Origin of the sequence: Rhizobium sp. BK399 (genome assembly GCF_014194695.1) — a bacterium.
Lineage (GTDB): Bacteria > Pseudomonadota > Alphaproteobacteria > Rhizobiales > Rhizobiaceae > Rhizobium.
The window spans coordinates 56,562-73,765 of the sequence record NZ_JACIAH010000002.1; the positions used below are offsets into that span (position 1 = coordinate 56,562).

Sequence of the window (17,204 nt, forward strand, 5' to 3'; positions counted from 1 at the left end):
CAACTGCTTCCCTTTTTCAATTCCGATCGAGGCCAGCCGTGACCGCCGAAGTCGTCAATCTCCGTCAGTTCAAAAAGAAGCAGGCCCGCGCCAACAAGGAAAAGCAGGCCGAGCAAAACCGTATTTCCTTCGGCCGTACCAAGGTTGAGAAGCAGCTCACCAAGGCGCTCAACGAGAAGGCCGAACGCTCGCATCAGCAGGGCCACATCGAGAAATCCGACGACGACAAATGAGTATCCAGGAAAGTAAAAAAGATTCCTGGATCAATCGCTTGAACGGCCGTCCGGATTCAGGACATCACCCGCTTGAATCGAATTACGAAGCCTTGCGATGATCCGCAAGCACTCGGCCACGCTACACGGACATCGCACCAGCTTCTCGTTGGAAGACGAATTCTGGGCCGAACTGAACATGATCGCCAAGGCGCGTGCCATTCCGCTCGCAGCCTTGATCTCTGACATTGACGATCAGCGTCAGCCCGAGAGCAACCTATCATCTGCGCTACGTGTCTATGTGCTGCACTGGCTGAAAGCTGAGGGTGCCGTTAGATAGCACGTGGCAACACCTGCGGTGATCTTCCTCGATGTGGCCGCCGCTACTACTGCGGCATCTGCACACCGGGCAGCCCCGGTACGGTTCCGAAATTGAGCGAGTTCTCTGGGGGAACGGAAAGCTGCTCCTGTGCACGTCGCGCAGCATCTGCGGCAGCCTTTTCCTCCGCCGCCTTCGCGCGCGCCGCTGCGTCCGCTTTCGCCTTTGCCTCGGCCTCCGCCTTTGCTTTCGCTTCGGCAGCTTGCCTCTCACGCTCTGCCTGGGCGGCGGCTAGGTCTCTCAAACGCTGCTCCTCGGCCTGCCGCTGCGCCTCGAAGGCCGCGGCCTTCTGGCGTTCCAGATCATTGAACTTGTAGAGAGCAACTTCGCGGCGCAGTCGCTGCTTTTCCAGCACGTTCGACTGCAAGCGCTCGACACGCCGGCGTTCACGCTCGAAGGCACGCAAGGACAGGAAGCCGGTGATATCGGTGACGTCCATGGTTCGGCCAGGCGACGCGAGCAGCCCCGAAAAGTCCAGGCGGATCGCAGGTTCGGCACCTGGAAGCACCTCACTGCCTGGATTGAGCGCAATATTGAGTGATGCGTTGATACGCTCTTGCGGCAGGTCGATCTGGCCGTTGCCAACCACCTTCGCCTGATCGGTCGTCACGCTGACGTTCTGAAAGCGCAGCACACCATCTGTAACGTTGAACGGGATGGCAGTCGGCGGCAGCTTCGCTTCGCCGTTGTTGAGCAAGGTCTCGACGATCGGATGAACCTTGCCGGCATTCAGCTGATCCTGCATCGGATCGGTGGCTGCCAGCAATGGCGCCAGCATCCCAAGATTGAGCCCGCGAACGCTCGTTTCACCGAGCCGAAGCTCCCCGGAGCCGTTCAGCGAACCGGCGATATCCTTCATGGATTTGCCGGACGCTTCCATGGAGAGCCCCAGTCCGAACTTGCCGCTGGCCACGGGCGCGCCGTCGCGCGGCCACACCACAGCGGCAAGGTCCGCATTCGCCAGCGCCAGCTTCGTCTGGAAGAAGCCCGTCCCATTGGCATTGGTAAAGAGGAGACTGCCGTCGAGGCTGCCGCCGTCCCAGCCTCCCTTGATGTTGTTCAATTGTAGTTCGTCGCCCCTGTACGCCACATCGGATGTGAAATCCGAAATCGCGCCCGACCAGCCTGGCCAGAATTGCTTGGCGGAGAGCTTGAGGCTGACGTCCATGTCCTTGAAGACGGGCAAGCCGAGCCCCCCCGCTGACAGGTTGCCGGTCGCCGCATCCGTCATTGGCCCGTAGATGGCTTCTCCGAGCCAGGCGGCATCAGCCTTTGAAAGCGCCAATTCGCCAGTTGCCGTCGTCGTCTCGGCCTTGCGGTCTAGGGTCAGCGCGCCGCTGAACTCATTGTCGGCGGCATGGCCGACAACGTCAGCAAGGGCAATCTTGTCGCCGTCGATCGTCGCGTTTGTCGTCAACTTGAACGGCAGGCCCGTACCCATTTGCGGGACAGCGATGCCGTTCATGACAAGGTACGGATCAAGGTCCGCGCTCTCCAGCGAAACCGCAAGCTGCCCGTTCATGAAGGTTTGCGGCCGGACGTCGACCTTGCCGCCGGCGGTAAACGAGGTGCGGTCGGTGGCAAACGTCAGCTGCGCGTCTGCAGGCTCTGTTCCCTCGGCTTGCACCTTGAGGGTCATACGCCCGTTGGCGTCGGCTTCAACCGGCAGCGGATCAAGGCCGGCCTGCCCGAACAGGATGGAGGTGACGCTGTTCTCGAGCGTCGCCTCAAGGCTCGTGGTGCCCTTGCCTGTCAGAGCCAGAAGGTCCGACATTCGGTAGTCGAGATTGACGCGGCTCCCGTTGCTCACGCCGGCCAATGTCAGGGTCAGGCCATCGCCCTCGTCCCCGCCAAGCGTCAGGGCACCACGCAAAGCAGTATTCGTGTACCAGGCGGCATTGCGCACGAGCCTATCCATGACGGGATGCTGCGGCAGGTGTTGCTTGAGCATGGTGAAGAAGGAGCCCGGATCGGCTGATTTGAAGGTGATTTCCCCCGAGCCTTTGTAATCGAGCAGCGATCCCTCGGCGCGACCGGTCGCAGTCACCTCGGCGCCCGCCAGATTCTTGACCGAAAGCTTCTCGACCGCCAAGGCGCCATCGGCAATTGTAAAGCTTGTCTCGACATCGGCCGCTTCGACGCCGAAGGCCGTGAATTTGTCGGCCTTCAGCTGCGCAGCGATCTTGTGATCAAGCACATTGTCGCCCGCGTCCTGACCGGTAAGCAATCCTGTCAGCGCACGCAGCGCATCCAGATCGAGCGCGTCGCCGGCAAGCGCGACATCCAGCGTCGGCGTCTGATTGGCCGCAGCCTGGCGATCCAGCCTGCCCTTGAGCGTCGCCTGCCCGACGGCAATCTCCAGGTTGTCGAATGTCTGGCGGTCGTGGGTGAGGCTGACATCGGCGGAAAAACCCGCTTGCCTCAGCTGTCGGATCGCCGGATCCACGGAACCGGCGAGCCAGGCCGCAAGACCGGTGGGCTGATTGGACGCCACTGTCATCTGCCCCACGAAGGACGCCTGCCCCTGCAGATTGAGCTTGCCTTGGCCTTCGACCTGTGTGCGACCGGGAAGCGTGCCGACCGCATTGTCGATCGTCCAGCCGCTGCCAGCGGGTTGGACATCGAGCTGAATGTCGCGGATCGTCGTGTCGCCCGCAACGATGGCCGGCAAGCGAACGCTCGCCTTCCCTGGCACCTGCGGTACCGGCACCTGTGAAACTATCTGGATCAGCGCGTTCAATCGCTGTCGAGCCGAGAGGCCGGCATCGCGGGTCGTCTTGCCGTTCGCGCCCTGATTACCGATGCGATTGACATCGATCTGCTGGCCGTTTGCGATCAGCAGGAATTGCGGCTTGCTTCCCGTATCGAGCGTCGCCTCGCCGGTGACGACATAGGGATCGTCTGCCGCCCCAACCTCCAGCCGATATTCCGGTATCCGAACGCTCTCGTTGGTAAGCTCGAACTTCCCTTTCAGGCGTGGAGGCAGATCGCCCTTGGCGGTCTTCTTGCCATCCCGGTTCTCAATCGAAGCCGACACCGTTCCCTGATAGTTCGGCCGGCGATCGACGAGCTTCAGTTCTCCGTCGAGATCGACCGTCACCGGCTGCTTGTCGGGCTGCAACTGCGTACGCATCCGCAGGATTCCGTTCTCGTCCGGCTGATTGCTGGCGATCGTGAAGTTGCCGTGCGCGCCATCAAGCGCCGCATCACCTTCGATCCGCCATGGACCGGCAAGCGACTTGGCCGACATTTCGGCATTCAGGCCGGTAACGTGCCGCGAGCGCCCCGACTGGTCGTCGATGAATTGAACATCGCCGCCGCTGACATGGACGTTCTCAAGAACAACCGTCCTGGCCGGAATTTCAGGCTGGCTGCCGCGTGTCCAGTCGAGCGTGCCGTCCTTCAACAGCCTCAGCTTTACCTTCGGGTTGACCACGCGCATGTCGAAGATCAACGCCTCGCCGGAGAGGAACGGCGCGAGTTCGGCATCCATCGAAAACTGCTCGACCTGCACGAGGGGCGACCCGTCGAGTTCCTGCCCGACGCGCACGTCATGCAGTGTCACCGATGGAAACGGCAGAAGGCGCGCATCCACCGCACCGTGCACGACGACTTTCTTGCCTATGATCCGGCTTGCTTGATCCTCGAAATTCTTTCGGAAGTCCGTCCAGTCGATAAACAACGGCGCCAGCAGCGCCACGAACAGCGCTACGACAATCACTCCGCCCAAAAAGACGAGGAACCGGCCTACCAACTCAACAATTCTCCATTTGGGAATCCATCGCGGACACTAGAGCATCATACCGAAAGCTGTGAAGCCGCTTTCCGGCAACATCGTGCTCTATTTACTTGATTCCGAGATGAATTCTCCTCATGCCCGGTTATTTCCCTCTCGGTCGGTCTCGCCTGGTAGACAAGCGCAACAGAGTGTTCGTTTTCAGGCAATATGGAATATCTTTCCGGGATTGAAGATATCGTCCGGATCGAGCGCTTTCTTGACCTGCCGCATGAGATCGACCGTGCCGCCAAGCTCCTCTTCGAGGAACGCCATCTTGCCTTGGCCGATGCCGTGTTCGCCGGTGCACGTGCCGTCCATCGCCAAAGCGCGGGCATTGAGCCTGCCGACAAAGGTCTCAGCGACAGCAATACCTTCGTCGGTCTTGTCGTCGAACAACAGGAGCACATGGAAATTCCCATCGCCGGCATGTCCGACGATCATCGCCAACAGGCCATGTTCCTCTATATCGGCCTGCGTCTCGCCGATGCAATCGGCAAGACGGGAAATCGGCACGCAGACATCCGTCGAGAGCGCAGCCATTTCCGGCGCCAGCGCACGCGATGCCCAATACGCATCGTGCCTTGCCTTCCAGAGCTTGCTGCGTTCCTCGGCGTTAACGGTCCACGAAAACGCGCCACCCCCGCATTCGGAGGCGATCTCGGCAAACTGTTCCGATTGCAGAGCAACGGTCTCATCCGTACCATGAAACTCGAGGAAGAGCGTCGGCTTCTCCTCGTAGTTCAGCTTCGAATAGGCATTGCAGGCGCGAATTTGCAGCGCATCCAAAAGTTCGATGCGGGCGACGGGAATACCCATCTGGATGGTCATGATCACGGCGTCGCAGGCGGCTCGAATGGTCGGAAAGGCACAAACGCCACCGCCGATCTTCTGCGGGATGCCCTGCAGCCTCAGCGTCACGGACGTCAACATGCCAAGCGTGCCTTCAGCTCCGACGAACAGCCGGGTCATGTCGTAGCCGGCGGACGACTTGCGTGCGCGTCGCGCAGTGCGGATTTCCTCGCCATTTGCTGTCACCGCCGTGACCGCGAGCACATTGTCCTTCATCGTGCCGTAACGCACGGCATTCGTTCCGGAGGCCCGCGTGGAGGTCATGCCACCGATCGAAGCATTTGCTCCGGGATCGATCGGAAAGAACAGACCGGTATCACGGAGATAAGTGTTCAATTCCTCACGCGTCACACCGGGCTCGACGGTGCAGTCAAGATCCTCAGCATTGACTTCAAGAATCCGATTCATTCGGCTGAAATCGATCGATATACCGCCATTCGGCGCATTGACCTGCCCTTCCAGCGACGAGCCGGTGCCGAAGCCAATGACCGGTACCTTATGCTCGGCGCAAATCTTGACTGCAGCCTTCACATCGTCGGCACTCTCTGCAAAAAGCACGCCGTCTGGCAGCTGAGCCGGGATGTAGGTAGTGGTATGCGCGTGCTGTGCACGGAACGCCTCGCCGGTCTGGAAGCGCTCACCAAAGCTCTGTTTCAGAATACCAAGAGCGGCGGCGATGCCTGCCTCGTTGCGTGTTCCGGATTTTGCATCCTTGAGCGCCATCTCTTTGATCTCCTTCACCTTCACACCCGGAGGCAGGTTGGTATGAGACAAGAGATGGCGCCTGTCTAGTGCATGATCGGGTAGAACCGTCCCCTATCGTGCGCCCTTAGACCAACGGCGGGTTGAGCCGCGCAAAAGCTTCCTGCCTGCGGTATGGAAAGTGGGGATAAGGCGCGGTAACTTCACTCGCGTTATCGAGCTTTTCAACCTGCTCCTTCGACAATGACCACCCGACAGCTCCGAGATTCTGCCGCAGCTGCTCCTCGTTGCGCGCGCCGATGATGACACTGGAAACGGTTGGGCGGCCGATAAGCCAATTGAGGGCGATCTGCGGGACAGTCTTGCCCGTCTCTTCGGAAACCTCGAACAATGCATCGACGATATCGTAGAGCTTCTCGTCATCGACCGGCGGCCCGTATTCTGCCGTCTGGTGCAGCCGACTGCCCTCCGGCAACGGCTGACCGCGCCTGATCTTGCCGGTGAGACGGCCCCAGGCAAGCGGGCTCCAGACCAATGCGCCGACGCCCTGATCGGCGGCGAGCGGCATCAGTTCCCATTCGTAGTCACGACCCGCCAGCGAATAATAGACCTGATGTGCAACATAGCGCGGATAGCCATGCTGCTCGGCAATCCCGAGCGACTTCATCAACTGCCATCCCGCGAAATTCGAGACGCCGACATAGCGGATTTTCCCTGCAGCAATCAGCCCGTCCAGCGTTGCGAGTACCTCTTCGATGGGTGTCGAAGCATCGAATGCATGGAGTTGCAGCAGGTCGATGTAGTCCGTGCCGAGGCGCTTCAACGCCTCGTCCGTGGAACGTATGAGTCGCGAGCGCGACGTTCCCCAATCCGCCGGTCCATCGCCCATCGGCAATGCGATCTTGGTTGAGATCAGTACAGCGTCGCGCCGACCAGCGATCGCCTGGCCAAGGACCTCTTCGGAGGCACCGGCCGAATAGACGTCGGCCGTATCGAAAAGGTTGACGCCCGCTTCCAACAAAATGTCGACCAAGCGTCGGGCTTCGGCTGCGTCGGTATTTCCCCATGCGCCGAAGAGCGGGCCTGAGCCTCCGAATGTTCCCGCGCCGAAGCTCAAAACCGGCACCCTGAGGCCTGATGCACCGAGATTTCTGTATTCCATGATCGGTCTCCTGTGTGGACTTCAGAAGAGATAGACACTGAATCTACCGTGATATAGATTGCCGGAAGGAAAACTATCCGTGAATTGAAGTCATCATGAGCAGGCAAGACATCAATCGCTCCGGCGAAATGGAAGTCTTCGTGCGCGCCGTCGAACTCGGCGGCTTCACGGCCGCGGCGCGTGCCTGCCGAATGACTCCGTCTGCAGTAAGCAAGCTCATAGCACGCCTTGAGGCACGCCTTGGTGCTCGCCTCGTCAACCGTTCGACCCGCAAGTTGCATCTGACGCCTGAAGGATCCGCCTTTTACGATCGCAGCGTTTCCATCCTTGCTGATATCGCAGAGGCGGAACGCTACGCATCATCAGGTGAACAGGCCACGGGGCCTATACGCATCAACACCAGCGCCTCCTTCGGCCATCATATCCTTGCGCCGCTGGTTTCCGAATTTCTGGCGCTTAATCCCGCCGTCACACTCGACGTCTCGCACACAGACGCCATCGTCGATCTCGTCGAGGATCGCGCCGATGTCGCGATCCGCGCCGGACCGTTGAAGAGCTCCAGCCTCATTGCGCGCAAGCTCGGCTTCACCCGCAACGTCATCGTGGCATCGCCGGACTACCTGAAGCGCGAAGGCGAGCCGAAGACCATTACCGACCTGACGCACCATCGCCGCGTTGGCTTCTCCTACGCGCGCAGCGTTCGGGGCTGGCCGTTACTCGATGGCGGCGAGACCATTGCGCTGCCGATTACGCCAGGCGTCCAGGTAGGCGACGGCGAAGCGATGCGATATATGGCGCTGTCAGGTGCTGGCCTTGTTCGCCTCGCCACCTTCACCGTTCGCGCCGATATCGAGGCCGGCCGGCTGGTCGCGGTTCTCGAGGACATCAATCCCGGCGACATAGAAGAATTCTACGCCGTCTATGTTGGCCAGGGCGGCCCACTGCCGGCGCGCGTCCGAGCGCTTCTCGACTTCCTCGCGGAGCGCGTCAGCCTCTGACATCGCGTCTGCAGAATTTCGCAATTGACCCCTTCACCGGCCGGCGCCTATATCGGCACATATCCTTCGGCCTCCTCGGCCGGCCTCTTTTGCCAGCCAGTGCTGCTCCCCTGTTTCGCTCGATCGCGGTTCCAGCATTGGCAAGACATGCATGGGAATCATGCCGTTGCACGACGCCAGCCGCTTCTTTCAATACGCCAGCCTGCCGCGGTGGATCCTCCTGCTCAGCGTCTCCACCGTGCTTGTAGTCGGGCTCGAATTGCTCGGGCTGCCGGCCTCGCTCCTGATCGGCCCCATGGTGGCGGCGATTGTCCTTGCCTTATCCATCGGTCAGGGATCGCTCAAGGTCCCGCGCTGGCCCCTCCTCTTCGGGCAGGCGCTCGTCGGCTTTCTGATGGCGCGCGCCATCACCGTTGACATCCTCAAGACCATGGCCACTGACGCGCCACTCTTTCTCGCGATGATCCTCTCCGTCATCGCTGCCGCAGCCGGTCTTGGCTGGTTGCTGACGCGCTGGCAGGTTCTACCCGGAACGACGGCGGTCTGGGGCTCTTCGCCGGGCGCAGCCTCCGCGATGGTGATCATGTCCGAAGCCTATGGTGCCGACGCCCGTCTCGTCGCGTTCATGCAATATCTCCGGGTGGTCTTCGTCGCTGTGGCGGCCTCGGTCGTCTCGCGCCTCTGGGTCGCCGCCGATGGTGGCGAACCGCCGCCGTTCATCCTCTTCCCACCGGTCGACTGGCAGGCGCTGGCTGCGACCATCGCACTCACCTGCCTGTCCGCCTACCTTGCGGTGCGTTTTCGCATTCAGGGCGGCACGATCACGGTGCCTCTGGTCCTTGGCGCCCTGCTTCAAGGCCTCGGTCTACTCAAGATCGAACTTCCGCTCTGGCTGCTGGCGATCAGTTATGCCCTGATAGGCTGGAACATCGGGCTTCGTTTCACCCGCGGGATCGTCATGCACGCCGCTCGCGCACTGCCGCGCGTCGCTGCCTCTATCCTGCTGTTGATGTCGATCTGTGGCTGCATGGCGTTTGCCTTGCACAAATTCGCAGGTGTCGATCCGCTCACAGCCTATCTGGCGACAAGCCCCGGCGGCGCCGATTCTGTGGCAATCATCGCAGCTTCGAGCGATGTCGACGTGCCCTTCGTCATGGCGATGCAAACCGCTCGGTTCCTGGTGATCCTGTTCACCGGCCCGATGCTGGCACGCTTCATCGCACGCCGCTCCGGCCTTGCGGAAAAGTCCGTCTAAGGCTCGCCCATTGGCCGGGTGTCATTCCATAGGCATTTTTGAAATGGCGGGTGAGATGGCTCTGGTCGGCAAAGCCGGTCGCCGCCGCAACATCAGACAGCCCGTCGCCTGCGCCGATCATCGCACGCGCCTGCTGCAGCCGCCGCATGAGCAGATAACGATGCGGGCTTGTTGCAAAAGCCGCCCTAAAGTGCCGGGAGAGAGAAAAGCGGTCGAGACCGGTGACAGTCTCAAGCTCGCCGGATCGCACGGCTTCCGTGGCATGCGCTTCGAGATAGTCGCGCGCCAATCTTGCGCGCTGCCACGCCACGCTGCCGAGCGGCCGTTGTGGAGCCTTCGCATGTTTTGCAAGTCCGCCCGCAACACGCGAAACGAAATCGTCGACGAACAACTCGTCGAGCTCGCGATCGAGCTCTGTAAGGGCTCCGAGCAGCGTACCTGCAAGAATCGGATCCCGGATGACAGGATCGTCAACGAAGGGAAGCCCGATCTTCTGCGCTCCAAGGCATTCGAGCAGTAGCGCCGGCTCAAGATAAAGCATGCGATACTGCAGCCCGTCGTCAGTACCAGCCCCACCGTCGTGCTCCTCATCTGGGTGGAGTACGAGCACCTGTCCCGGCATACTGAAGCGCCGCTGGCCACGATACGAAAACGTCTGCACGCCCTTCATCGTCACACCGAGAGCGTAGGTATCGTGGCGATGAGGCTCGAACGCCTTGCCGGAAAACTGCGCTTCCATCCGCTCGATTCCGGGAAAGGCCGGCGCAATCACGATCCCGTCTGCGCCGGGCTCGGTGCACAAACGTTCAAGACCCTCGAAGGCGTGACTGTTTACATCCTGGTCCAACGCGACTTTCGAACCCGTATGAAAGAGACTGGAATGTTTGATACCAAAATTGCGATCGTCCTGCGAAACAATCTTGCATCCTGGCAGAAGCTGAACGTCACTGCCTTTCTAATGAGCGGCATCGCCGGACAGCACCCCGAGATGATCGGCGAAGCCTACAAGGACCGCGCCGGCAATCTCTACAATCCACTTTCCATCCAGCCGATCATCGTCCTATCGGCCGAGGACGAGACGATGTCGGCGATCCATCGCCGCTCCCTGGAGCGCGGCGTAACCTCATCGCTGTTCATCGAAGAGATGTTTGCAACCGGCCACGACGTTGCCAACAGGGCCGTCTTTGCAGAATACGCACCTGACGATGCCAAGGTTGTCGGCATCGCCATCCGGGCGGAGAAGAAGATCGTCGACAAGATCACCAAGGGCGCGACGATGCATCAATAACGAAAACGGCCGGGCGTTGGCCCGGCCGTTTCTGTTGACTGCAGGCTGGATCAGCTCTGGGTGACAGGCGCGATCTGTATTTCGACGCGGCGGTTCTGAGCACGACCGGCTTCCGTCGCGTTGGAAGCGACCGGTTGCGACGGACCGAAGCCGACGGCCGAAACGCGGCGCGGATCGATGCCCTGCGTGCCGAGATAATCGGCAACCGACATCGCGCGGCGCTGCGACAGGTCCTGATTGTGCTGCAGGCTGCCGGTGGAATCGGTGTGGCCGTTCACATCGATCAGCGTGCGGTTGAACTTGCGCAGGACGATCGCCACAGAATTCAGCGTCGGATAGAAGCCAGACTTTACGGCATCCTGGTCGACATCGAACGTGATGTTGGACGGCATGTTGAGGATGATGTTGTCGCCGCGGCGGGTCACCGAGATTCCGGTTCCCTGAAGCTGGGCGCGCAGTTCCGATTCCTGCTGGTCCATATAGTTGCCGATCGCGCCACCTGCGAGCGCGCCTACGCCGGCGCCGATCAGCGCGGCATTGCGACGTCCTACCGGCGAGCCGCCGACTGCCAGGCCGGCAAGCGCGCCAACGCCGGCACCGAGCAGCGCGCCGCCCGACGTGTTCGACATCTTCTGTTCGCCCGTATAGGGGTCGGTCGTGGTGCAGGCGCTAAGGTAAGTTGCAGCAACAGCCAAAAGTATGAATTTCTTGATCATGGACAGGCGGATCTCCAGTTCGGTGTTGATGCGACCAGTATTAAGGATTGCGGCAACAAGATGAAACCGACGCTTTCAGACACTGGAAATTGGGCAAATTGCACAACTACTGCGGATCGCAAGCAACAGCGATGAGCCAAGTGCCCACGTCGCCCGTCGGAATCCGGGCGACGGTTGTATCGCAAGGCGACCCGTCAGAAGTTCTGGAAGAGCTGGCGAACCGTGTCATAGCTGGCGTTGGCGATGTTCAGCGACTGTAGGCCAAGCTGCTCTTGCGTTTGTAATGCACGCAGCCGGCTCGACTGCTCCTCCATGTCGGCATCGATCAGGCGACTGATACCGCGGGCGTATGAATCGTCCAACGACTGCGCGAAGTCGCTCTGGATGCTGATGCGCTTCTCGAGCGCGCCGAAGGCCGAACCCACTGTCGTCATCTGGTTCAGCATCATGTCGACGACGGTGATCATCTCTTTCACCTGCGCCTGCGTCGTGCTGCTCGAAACACCAATTTCGACCTGCCCGGCCGTATTCCCCGCGCCCTTCAACATCACGTAGTTTTGTGAGGCTCCCGCCTCGGTCGCGAAATACTGGGAGGTAAGAGCGCCATATTCACCGGAGCCCGTTGTCCGATCGTCGATCAGGTAGCGGGCATCCTTCGATGTCGTCGCCCCAACTGGGGCAAGATCGACCTCGTAGCTCAGCATGTCGACCTTCACCGTCCCGTCGGAATAGCGGATGAAGGAAGATGGGATCTCCCTTGGTTTGGAGGGATCAGCCGAATCGTCGATCGCAACCCAGTTATCACCGTTAAACTCGGCAGACTGCGCAACCGACCGCAGCTGATCCTTCAGGTGTGCGATGTCCGTGTTGATCTTGTCCTTGTCGACGCCGGACTCGGTCGCCGCCACCAACTTTGCCTTGATCTCGCTCACGAGATCGATCGCGTTGTCGACGGCGTTGTAGGCTGTGCCCATGGTGGCAGCCGCAAGACCGAGAGCGTCGCGAATGGCTGACTGGGCTTTCTGATCAGTTTTCAGCGTTGAACTGATCGCCCAATAGGCACCGTTGTCGGACGCCTTTTCCACTCTGAGGCCGGTGGACACCTGCCTCTGGGTCTTTGTCATATCACGACCAATGTCGCGCAATACATACAGCGCGGCATCCACCGAAGTGCGCCGATAAATGCTCAAGGTACTGTACTCCGAACACAACAATACACTGATACAAACAAACCGTACCGCGAACGATCATGTCCGGGAGCGCCTGAACGAGGCGCCAGGGTGATCCTCTCAAAACGCTGGAGGACCTATCGGCTTCTGTGGGAATGATTACCGCTCATGCTTAAAAAATATCTAAAATTGAGAGGAAATTCATCCAATTCTACAACTTTTTATAAGCTATAACTCGCAGGATTTTACCCGCTCAAGGCGCGCTTCGCTTACTCGGCCGCCTGAAGCCGTCCAGCCTTGGCGGCAGGGCGCGGACGAGAGGCGTGCGCCATTTCTTCGTGTAGCCGCTCCTCTTCGTGAGCATGCGGCTTCGCAAAGCGCGCGATGAGCAAGTAAGCCACCGGGGTAATGTACAGCGTCACCAGCGTCGCAAAACCGAGGCCGCCGACAATCACCCAGCCGAGGGCAATGCGCGCTTCCGCGCCGGCGCCATGCGCGAAGACCAGTGGTACACCGCCAAGGATCGTTGCGATCATGGTCATCATCACAGGTCGCAGCCGCAACGCACATGCCTTTTCGATCGCCGCACGCACCTCCTCGCCGCGATCCCGCAGCTGGTTCGCGAACTCAACGATGAGAATGCCGTTCTTCGCCATTACGCCGACGAGCAACACAAGGCCAATCTGGCTGTAGATGTTGAGGCTGGAGCCGGTGATAACAAGCGCGAACACGGCGCAGGCAAGCCCGAGCGGCACGGTTGACATGATGATGACGGACGACAACACGCTCTCGAACTGCGCGGCCAGAACCAGGAAAATAATGACGATGGCAAAGCCGAAGGTCAGCGCCATGCCACTCGAGTTTTCCTCAAGCGTTGCGGCCTCCGCGAGGGGCACAAGGCGAGCGCCGGCGGGCAGGATCGACTTGGAGATTTCAGTTGCCTCCTTGACCGCGTCTCCGAGGGAGAGGCCACCCCTCAGGCCCGCAGTGATCGCAACCGAAGCAAGTTGCTGTTCGCGATTCAGCTGCGGTGCGACCGAGCTTTCCGTCAGCGATGCAATCACCGACATCGGGACAATCTTGCCATCACCGGTCTTGAGGAACACATTCTCGAGATCCGTCGGGTCGTCGAGCGGCCGTGTGTTCGAGGTGAGCAGTACCGGGTAGGCTTCGCCCTTGACGAAGACGTCGACGACCGAGCGCCCCTCAAGCAGCGACTGCATGGCCGTCGAAAGGCCGGTGATGTCGATCCCAAGATCCGAGGCGCGCTCGCGGTCGATCGTCACAGACACCTGAGCCTGGGTCGGTTCGTTGGTCAATCTCGGCGTATCGTAATGCCCGGTCGCGTCCAGTGCATGGACCAATTGGGCGGCCGCGGCCGTCAGCGCCTCGTGATCGTTGCCAACAAGAGCCATCTGCAGGCCGTTGCCGGCGCCGCGAATGCGCAGGCTGTTCGACTGGATGGCGTTGCCACGGAGCGCCGGGACCCTCGCAGCCGTGCGATTGATGTCTGTCACGATCTCTGCCTGCGTACGTTGACGCTCGCCCCAAGGCGCCAATGTCAGCACCATGAAGCCGCTATTGACCTGTCCGCCCTGCCCGGAGATGGAAAAGATGTTGCTGATATCACCGCTGTCGACGAGCGGCTTAAGATACTCTTCGACCAGCTGCATCTTGTCGCGCGTGTATTCTAGACTGGAACCCTGGGGGGTCGTCAGGCGCATCATCACCAGCGCTCGGTCTTCATTCGGCGTCAGCTCACTGCGGACCGTCTGGAACGCGAGGACCGCCGCACCCGCGAAAATCAGGCAAGCGACGATGACGATCAGCGGGGCATTCAGGCAGGCATGCAGCGACCAACGGTAGGCATCGGCGAACCATGTGCCGAAACGTCCGAGAAGGCCGTGATCTTCGAGCATCTCCTTGGTCAATATCCGCGAGGCCAGCATTGGGCACAACGTCAAGGCGACGATCGACGAAAGGCCGACGGAGAAAGCGAGCACGAAACCGAATTCTCGGAACAGCCCACCCACCTGCCCCGGCAGGAAGGACAAGGGAATGAAGACCGCGGCAAGCGTTGCCGTCGTCGCGATGACGGCGAAGAATACCTCGCGCGTGCCAAGCACGGCAGCCGCCCTTGGCCCCATGCCTTCCGAGCGTCGACGCACGATGTTTTCGAGAACGACAATGGCGTCGTCGACGACGAGACCGGTTGCCAGCACGATCGCAAGCAGCGTCAGGATGTTGATCGAGAAGCCAACGAGATAGACAGCCGCCAGCGTTCCGATCAAAGCCACCGGCATACTGACCGCCGGAATGATCGTTGCTCGCCAATCTCTGAGGAAGAGATAGATAACAATGGTGACGATGACGGCAGCGAGAATGAGCGCCAGCACGACCTCATGAATCGCGCCCTGGATGAACACGGCATCATCGCTGGTGATGGCGATCCGCGTGCCCTCAGGCAGCGTCTTGGAGAGCTCGGCGACAGCATCCTTGATGCCGTTCGAGATGTTCAGAGTGTTTGATTGCGCCTGGCGAATGATGCCGAGACCGATGCCAGGGACGCCGTTCGAGCGCAGCGCCGTCTGCCCGTCGCGCGGCCCAAGTGTCACGTTCGCCACATCGCCGAGGCGAACGTGGTTCTGCAGGATGACGTTGGAGAAGTCTTCCGGCGTCTGCAGGCTTGCCATCGCACGCACGACGATCGTCTGCGTCGGGCTCTTGAGCGATCCTGCGGGCACGTCAAGAGCCGCGCTCGACAGCGCCTTCGTGAGATCCCCGACGGTCAGCCCTCGACTCGCGAGCTCGCTCTGGTTGACGTCGACGCGGAAAACCTTCTCCTGGTCGCCATAGGTTTCGACATCGGCCACGCCGTCGACCGAGGCAAGGCGATCGATGACCTGGTTTTCGACGAGAAGGGTCAGATCGTCCATGTTGAGTTTGGACGAGGTGACTGCGAGGCGCATGATCGGCTGGGAATCCGAATCCGCCTTGACGATCTGTGGCGCATCCGCCTCTTCGGGCAGGCGATCGGCGATGCGACCGATGGCATCGCGCACATCGTTTGCGGCAACCGCGAGATCGACGGAATCGGAGAATTCCAGCGTCACCCGGCTCTGGCCGAACTGCGAGCTGGAGGAAATCGACTTGAGGCCGCTGACGCGCGCGGCCGCCCCCTCGATCACCTTCGTCAGTTCCTGATCGATCGTCTGCGGCGAGGCACCGTCGAACGTGGTGCGAACGGTGACGACGGGCCGATCGACATCAGGCAGTTCGCGCACTTCGATCCCGGCATAGGCTGCAAGGCCGGCGACAATCATCAGGGCATTGAAAACCAGCGCAAGGATCGGGCGCCGGACGAACAGCGCCGTAAATGTCTGTTTGCCGGAAGCCGGCTTGTCCTGCATTTCAATCACGTTCATTGCGTGACGGGCTCCGAATTCGACGCGACTTCGCCGGCAACCCGCACCGCGCCGCCCTCACGGACGCGCTGCAGGCCCTCGGTAACGATGGCGTCGCCATCCTTCAGATCAGCCTTGACGAGAATGTAGTCTGGATTGCGCTGCACGATACTGACCCGCACTTTGCCGGACTTGCCATCGACGACCTGCCAAACAAATGCCCCTTGCGAGTCCCATTGGACTGAAAGCGGATCGACCGCCGGATATCGGTCGCCGCCGAATTTCATTCCGACATTGAAGGACATGCCCGCGCGCAACTCGTCGGAGGCGTTGTCGATCCGGGCCCGCACGCGCATCGTCCGACTTGCGGCGTCTATACGGTTGTCGATTGCTTCGACCACACCTGAAAAAACGCGTCCCGGTCGGGCGACCGACGTCGCCTCGACCGGCTGGCCGACTGTTATCGTGTTGGCGAAGCGTTCAGGCACCCAGTAGTCGACGAGGATTTCGGTCCGATCGTCGAGCGTCGCGACCGGTGTCGTCGTCGAAACGTTGTCGCCGATGTTGACCGGGATGATGCCGACAATGCCGTCGATCGGCGCAACGATGCTGCGGCGCTCAAGATTGAGTTCGGCTGCCTGCAACTGCAAGCGTGCACCCTGCTCCGCGATCTCGGCATCGAAGACATCCATGCGCGACACGCTGGATTTGATGTTGTGGTAGAGGCTGGATTTCTCGACAGCGCTCTTCAACGCGACATCAGCCTGGCCGCGAGCGATGACTTGCTCTTCGCTGTCCAGCTTTGCCAGAACCTGCCCTTTGGTGATCCTATCGCCCGACTTGATCAGAATCTCGCGGATCGTGCCGCTCGCCTGCGGCATGACCACCACAGAACGAATGGCATCTCCCGTCCCGATGGCGCTCAAGCGATCATTGACGACACCACGGACGACAGCTTGAGTGGCGACGAGAACCGGAGCATTGGCGCCGCCACCGCCACGCCGCCGTTGTCCCTCTCCGCCGGCGGCCGGTTGCGAACTAGCCTCGCTGGGCGCCAATTTTGAAACCTCTGAAAAACCGGCCTTACGCAGCGTCTCGCCGGCCCCAGGCACAAAGTAAACCCATCCGGCAAAGCCGGCCGCAATTACGACAACGCAAACTACAAACTGCTTCCAAAATGGCATTCACGTCTCCAGAGGGACTCGAGGCTAGTCCAGGGTCTATCGAAAGAGGCGTTCGCAGGACAAATTGCCGCGCGTCTGCGACAATATTGTCCCTTTGCTGACCACCGG

General features: G+C 60.6%; 13 protein-coding genes. 5 read left to right on the forward strand and 8 right to left on the reverse strand.

Features of this window, described 5'->3' with window-relative positions:
* Positions 1 to 38 precede the first annotated feature (38 nt).
* Both FHT97_RS06825 and FHT97_RS06830 read left to right on the forward strand, forming a co-directional pair.
* Complete coding sequence (locus FHT97_RS06825; protein WP_183754649.1) at positions 39 to 233, forward strand: DUF4169 family protein; 195 nt, start codon at positions 39 to 41, stop codon at positions 231 to 233.
* 97 nt (positions 234 to 330) lie between these two features.
* Positions 331 to 552, forward strand: a complete 222-nt coding sequence (locus tag FHT97_RS06830) for a ribbon-helix-helix domain-containing protein (protein WP_183860855.1) — start codon at positions 331 to 333, stop codon at positions 550 to 552.
* A gap of 46 nt (positions 553 to 598) precedes the next feature.
* Here FHT97_RS06830 and FHT97_RS06835 read toward each other — a convergent pair whose 3' ends face one another.
* The 3 genes from FHT97_RS06835 to FHT97_RS06845 form a co-directional block, all read right to left on the reverse strand.
* Entirely contained in the window at positions 599 to 4,345 is a 3,747-nt protein-coding gene (locus FHT97_RS06835; RefSeq protein WP_183860857.1) for an AsmA-like C-terminal region-containing protein, read from the reverse strand.
* A 183-nt stretch (positions 4,346 to 4,528) separates the two neighbouring features.
* Positions 4,529 to 5,941, reverse strand: coding sequence for an FAD-linked oxidase C-terminal domain-containing protein (locus FHT97_RS06840; protein WP_183861401.1), 1,413 nt, complete (start codon positions 5,939 to 5,941; stop codon positions 4,529 to 4,531).
* 106 nt (positions 5,942 to 6,047) lie between these two features.
* Complete coding sequence (locus tag FHT97_RS06845) at positions 6,048 to 7,082, reverse strand: aldo/keto reductase (RefSeq protein ID WP_183860859.1); 1,035 nt, start codon at positions 7,080 to 7,082, stop codon at positions 6,048 to 6,050.
* A gap of 95 nt (positions 7,083 to 7,177) precedes the next feature.
* Between FHT97_RS06845 and FHT97_RS06850 the strand changes: the two genes are divergently transcribed.
* Both FHT97_RS06850 and FHT97_RS06855 read left to right on the forward strand, forming a co-directional pair.
* Positions 7,178 to 8,080 (forward strand): LysR family transcriptional regulator, encoded by a 903-nt coding sequence (locus FHT97_RS06850; protein WP_183860861.1) that lies wholly within the window; start codon positions 7,178 to 7,180, stop codon positions 8,078 to 8,080.
* A gap of 160 nt (positions 8,081 to 8,240) precedes the next feature.
* Positions 8,241 to 9,335: an AbrB family transcriptional regulator gene (locus FHT97_RS06855; RefSeq protein WP_183861403.1), complete on the forward strand. Its 1,095-nt coding sequence runs from the start codon at positions 8,241 to 8,243 to the stop codon at positions 9,333 to 9,335.
* On the opposite strand, the gene FHT97_RS06860 is transcribed toward FHT97_RS06855, so the two are convergent.
* Positions 9,295 to 10,182, reverse strand: coding sequence for an AraC family transcriptional regulator (locus FHT97_RS06860; RefSeq protein WP_183860863.1), 888 nt, complete (start codon positions 10,180 to 10,182; stop codon positions 9,295 to 9,297). The genes FHT97_RS06855 and FHT97_RS06860 overlap by 41 nt on opposite strands.
* Before the next feature lie 33 nt (positions 10,183 to 10,215).
* On the opposite strand from FHT97_RS06860, the gene FHT97_RS06865 reads away from it, so the two are divergent.
* On the forward strand, positions 10,216 to 10,623 hold the full coding sequence (locus FHT97_RS06865) for a DUF2000 family protein (protein WP_016554479.1): 408 nt from the start codon (positions 10,216 to 10,218) through the stop codon (positions 10,621 to 10,623).
* A gap of 50 nt (positions 10,624 to 10,673) precedes the next feature.
* Here FHT97_RS06865 and FHT97_RS06870 read toward each other — a convergent pair whose 3' ends face one another.
* From FHT97_RS06870 to FHT97_RS06885, 4 genes are all read right to left on the reverse strand, one after another.
* On the reverse strand, positions 10,674 to 11,339 hold the full coding sequence (locus tag FHT97_RS06870; RefSeq protein WP_183754638.1) for an OmpA family protein: 666 nt from the start codon (positions 11,337 to 11,339) through the stop codon (positions 10,674 to 10,676).
* Between the two features lie 194 nt (positions 11,340 to 11,533).
* Positions 11,534 to 12,529: a flagellin gene (locus tag FHT97_RS06875; RefSeq protein WP_016554481.1), complete on the reverse strand. Its 996-nt coding sequence runs from the start codon at positions 12,527 to 12,529 to the stop codon at positions 11,534 to 11,536.
* A 248-nt stretch (positions 12,530 to 12,777) separates the two neighbouring features.
* Positions 12,778 to 15,933 carry an efflux RND transporter permease subunit gene (locus FHT97_RS06880; protein WP_183860864.1) on the reverse strand — a complete coding sequence of 1,052 codons (3,156 nt, stop codon included), beginning with the start codon at positions 15,931 to 15,933 and terminating at the stop codon, positions 12,778 to 12,780.
* Positions 15,930 to 17,096: an efflux RND transporter periplasmic adaptor subunit gene (locus tag FHT97_RS06885; RefSeq protein ID WP_183860866.1), complete on the reverse strand. Its 1,167-nt coding sequence runs from the start codon at positions 17,094 to 17,096 to the stop codon at positions 15,930 to 15,932. Before FHT97_RS06885 ends, FHT97_RS06880 begins: the two co-directional genes overlap by 4 nt.
* Positions 17,097 to 17,204 lie beyond the last annotated feature (108 nt).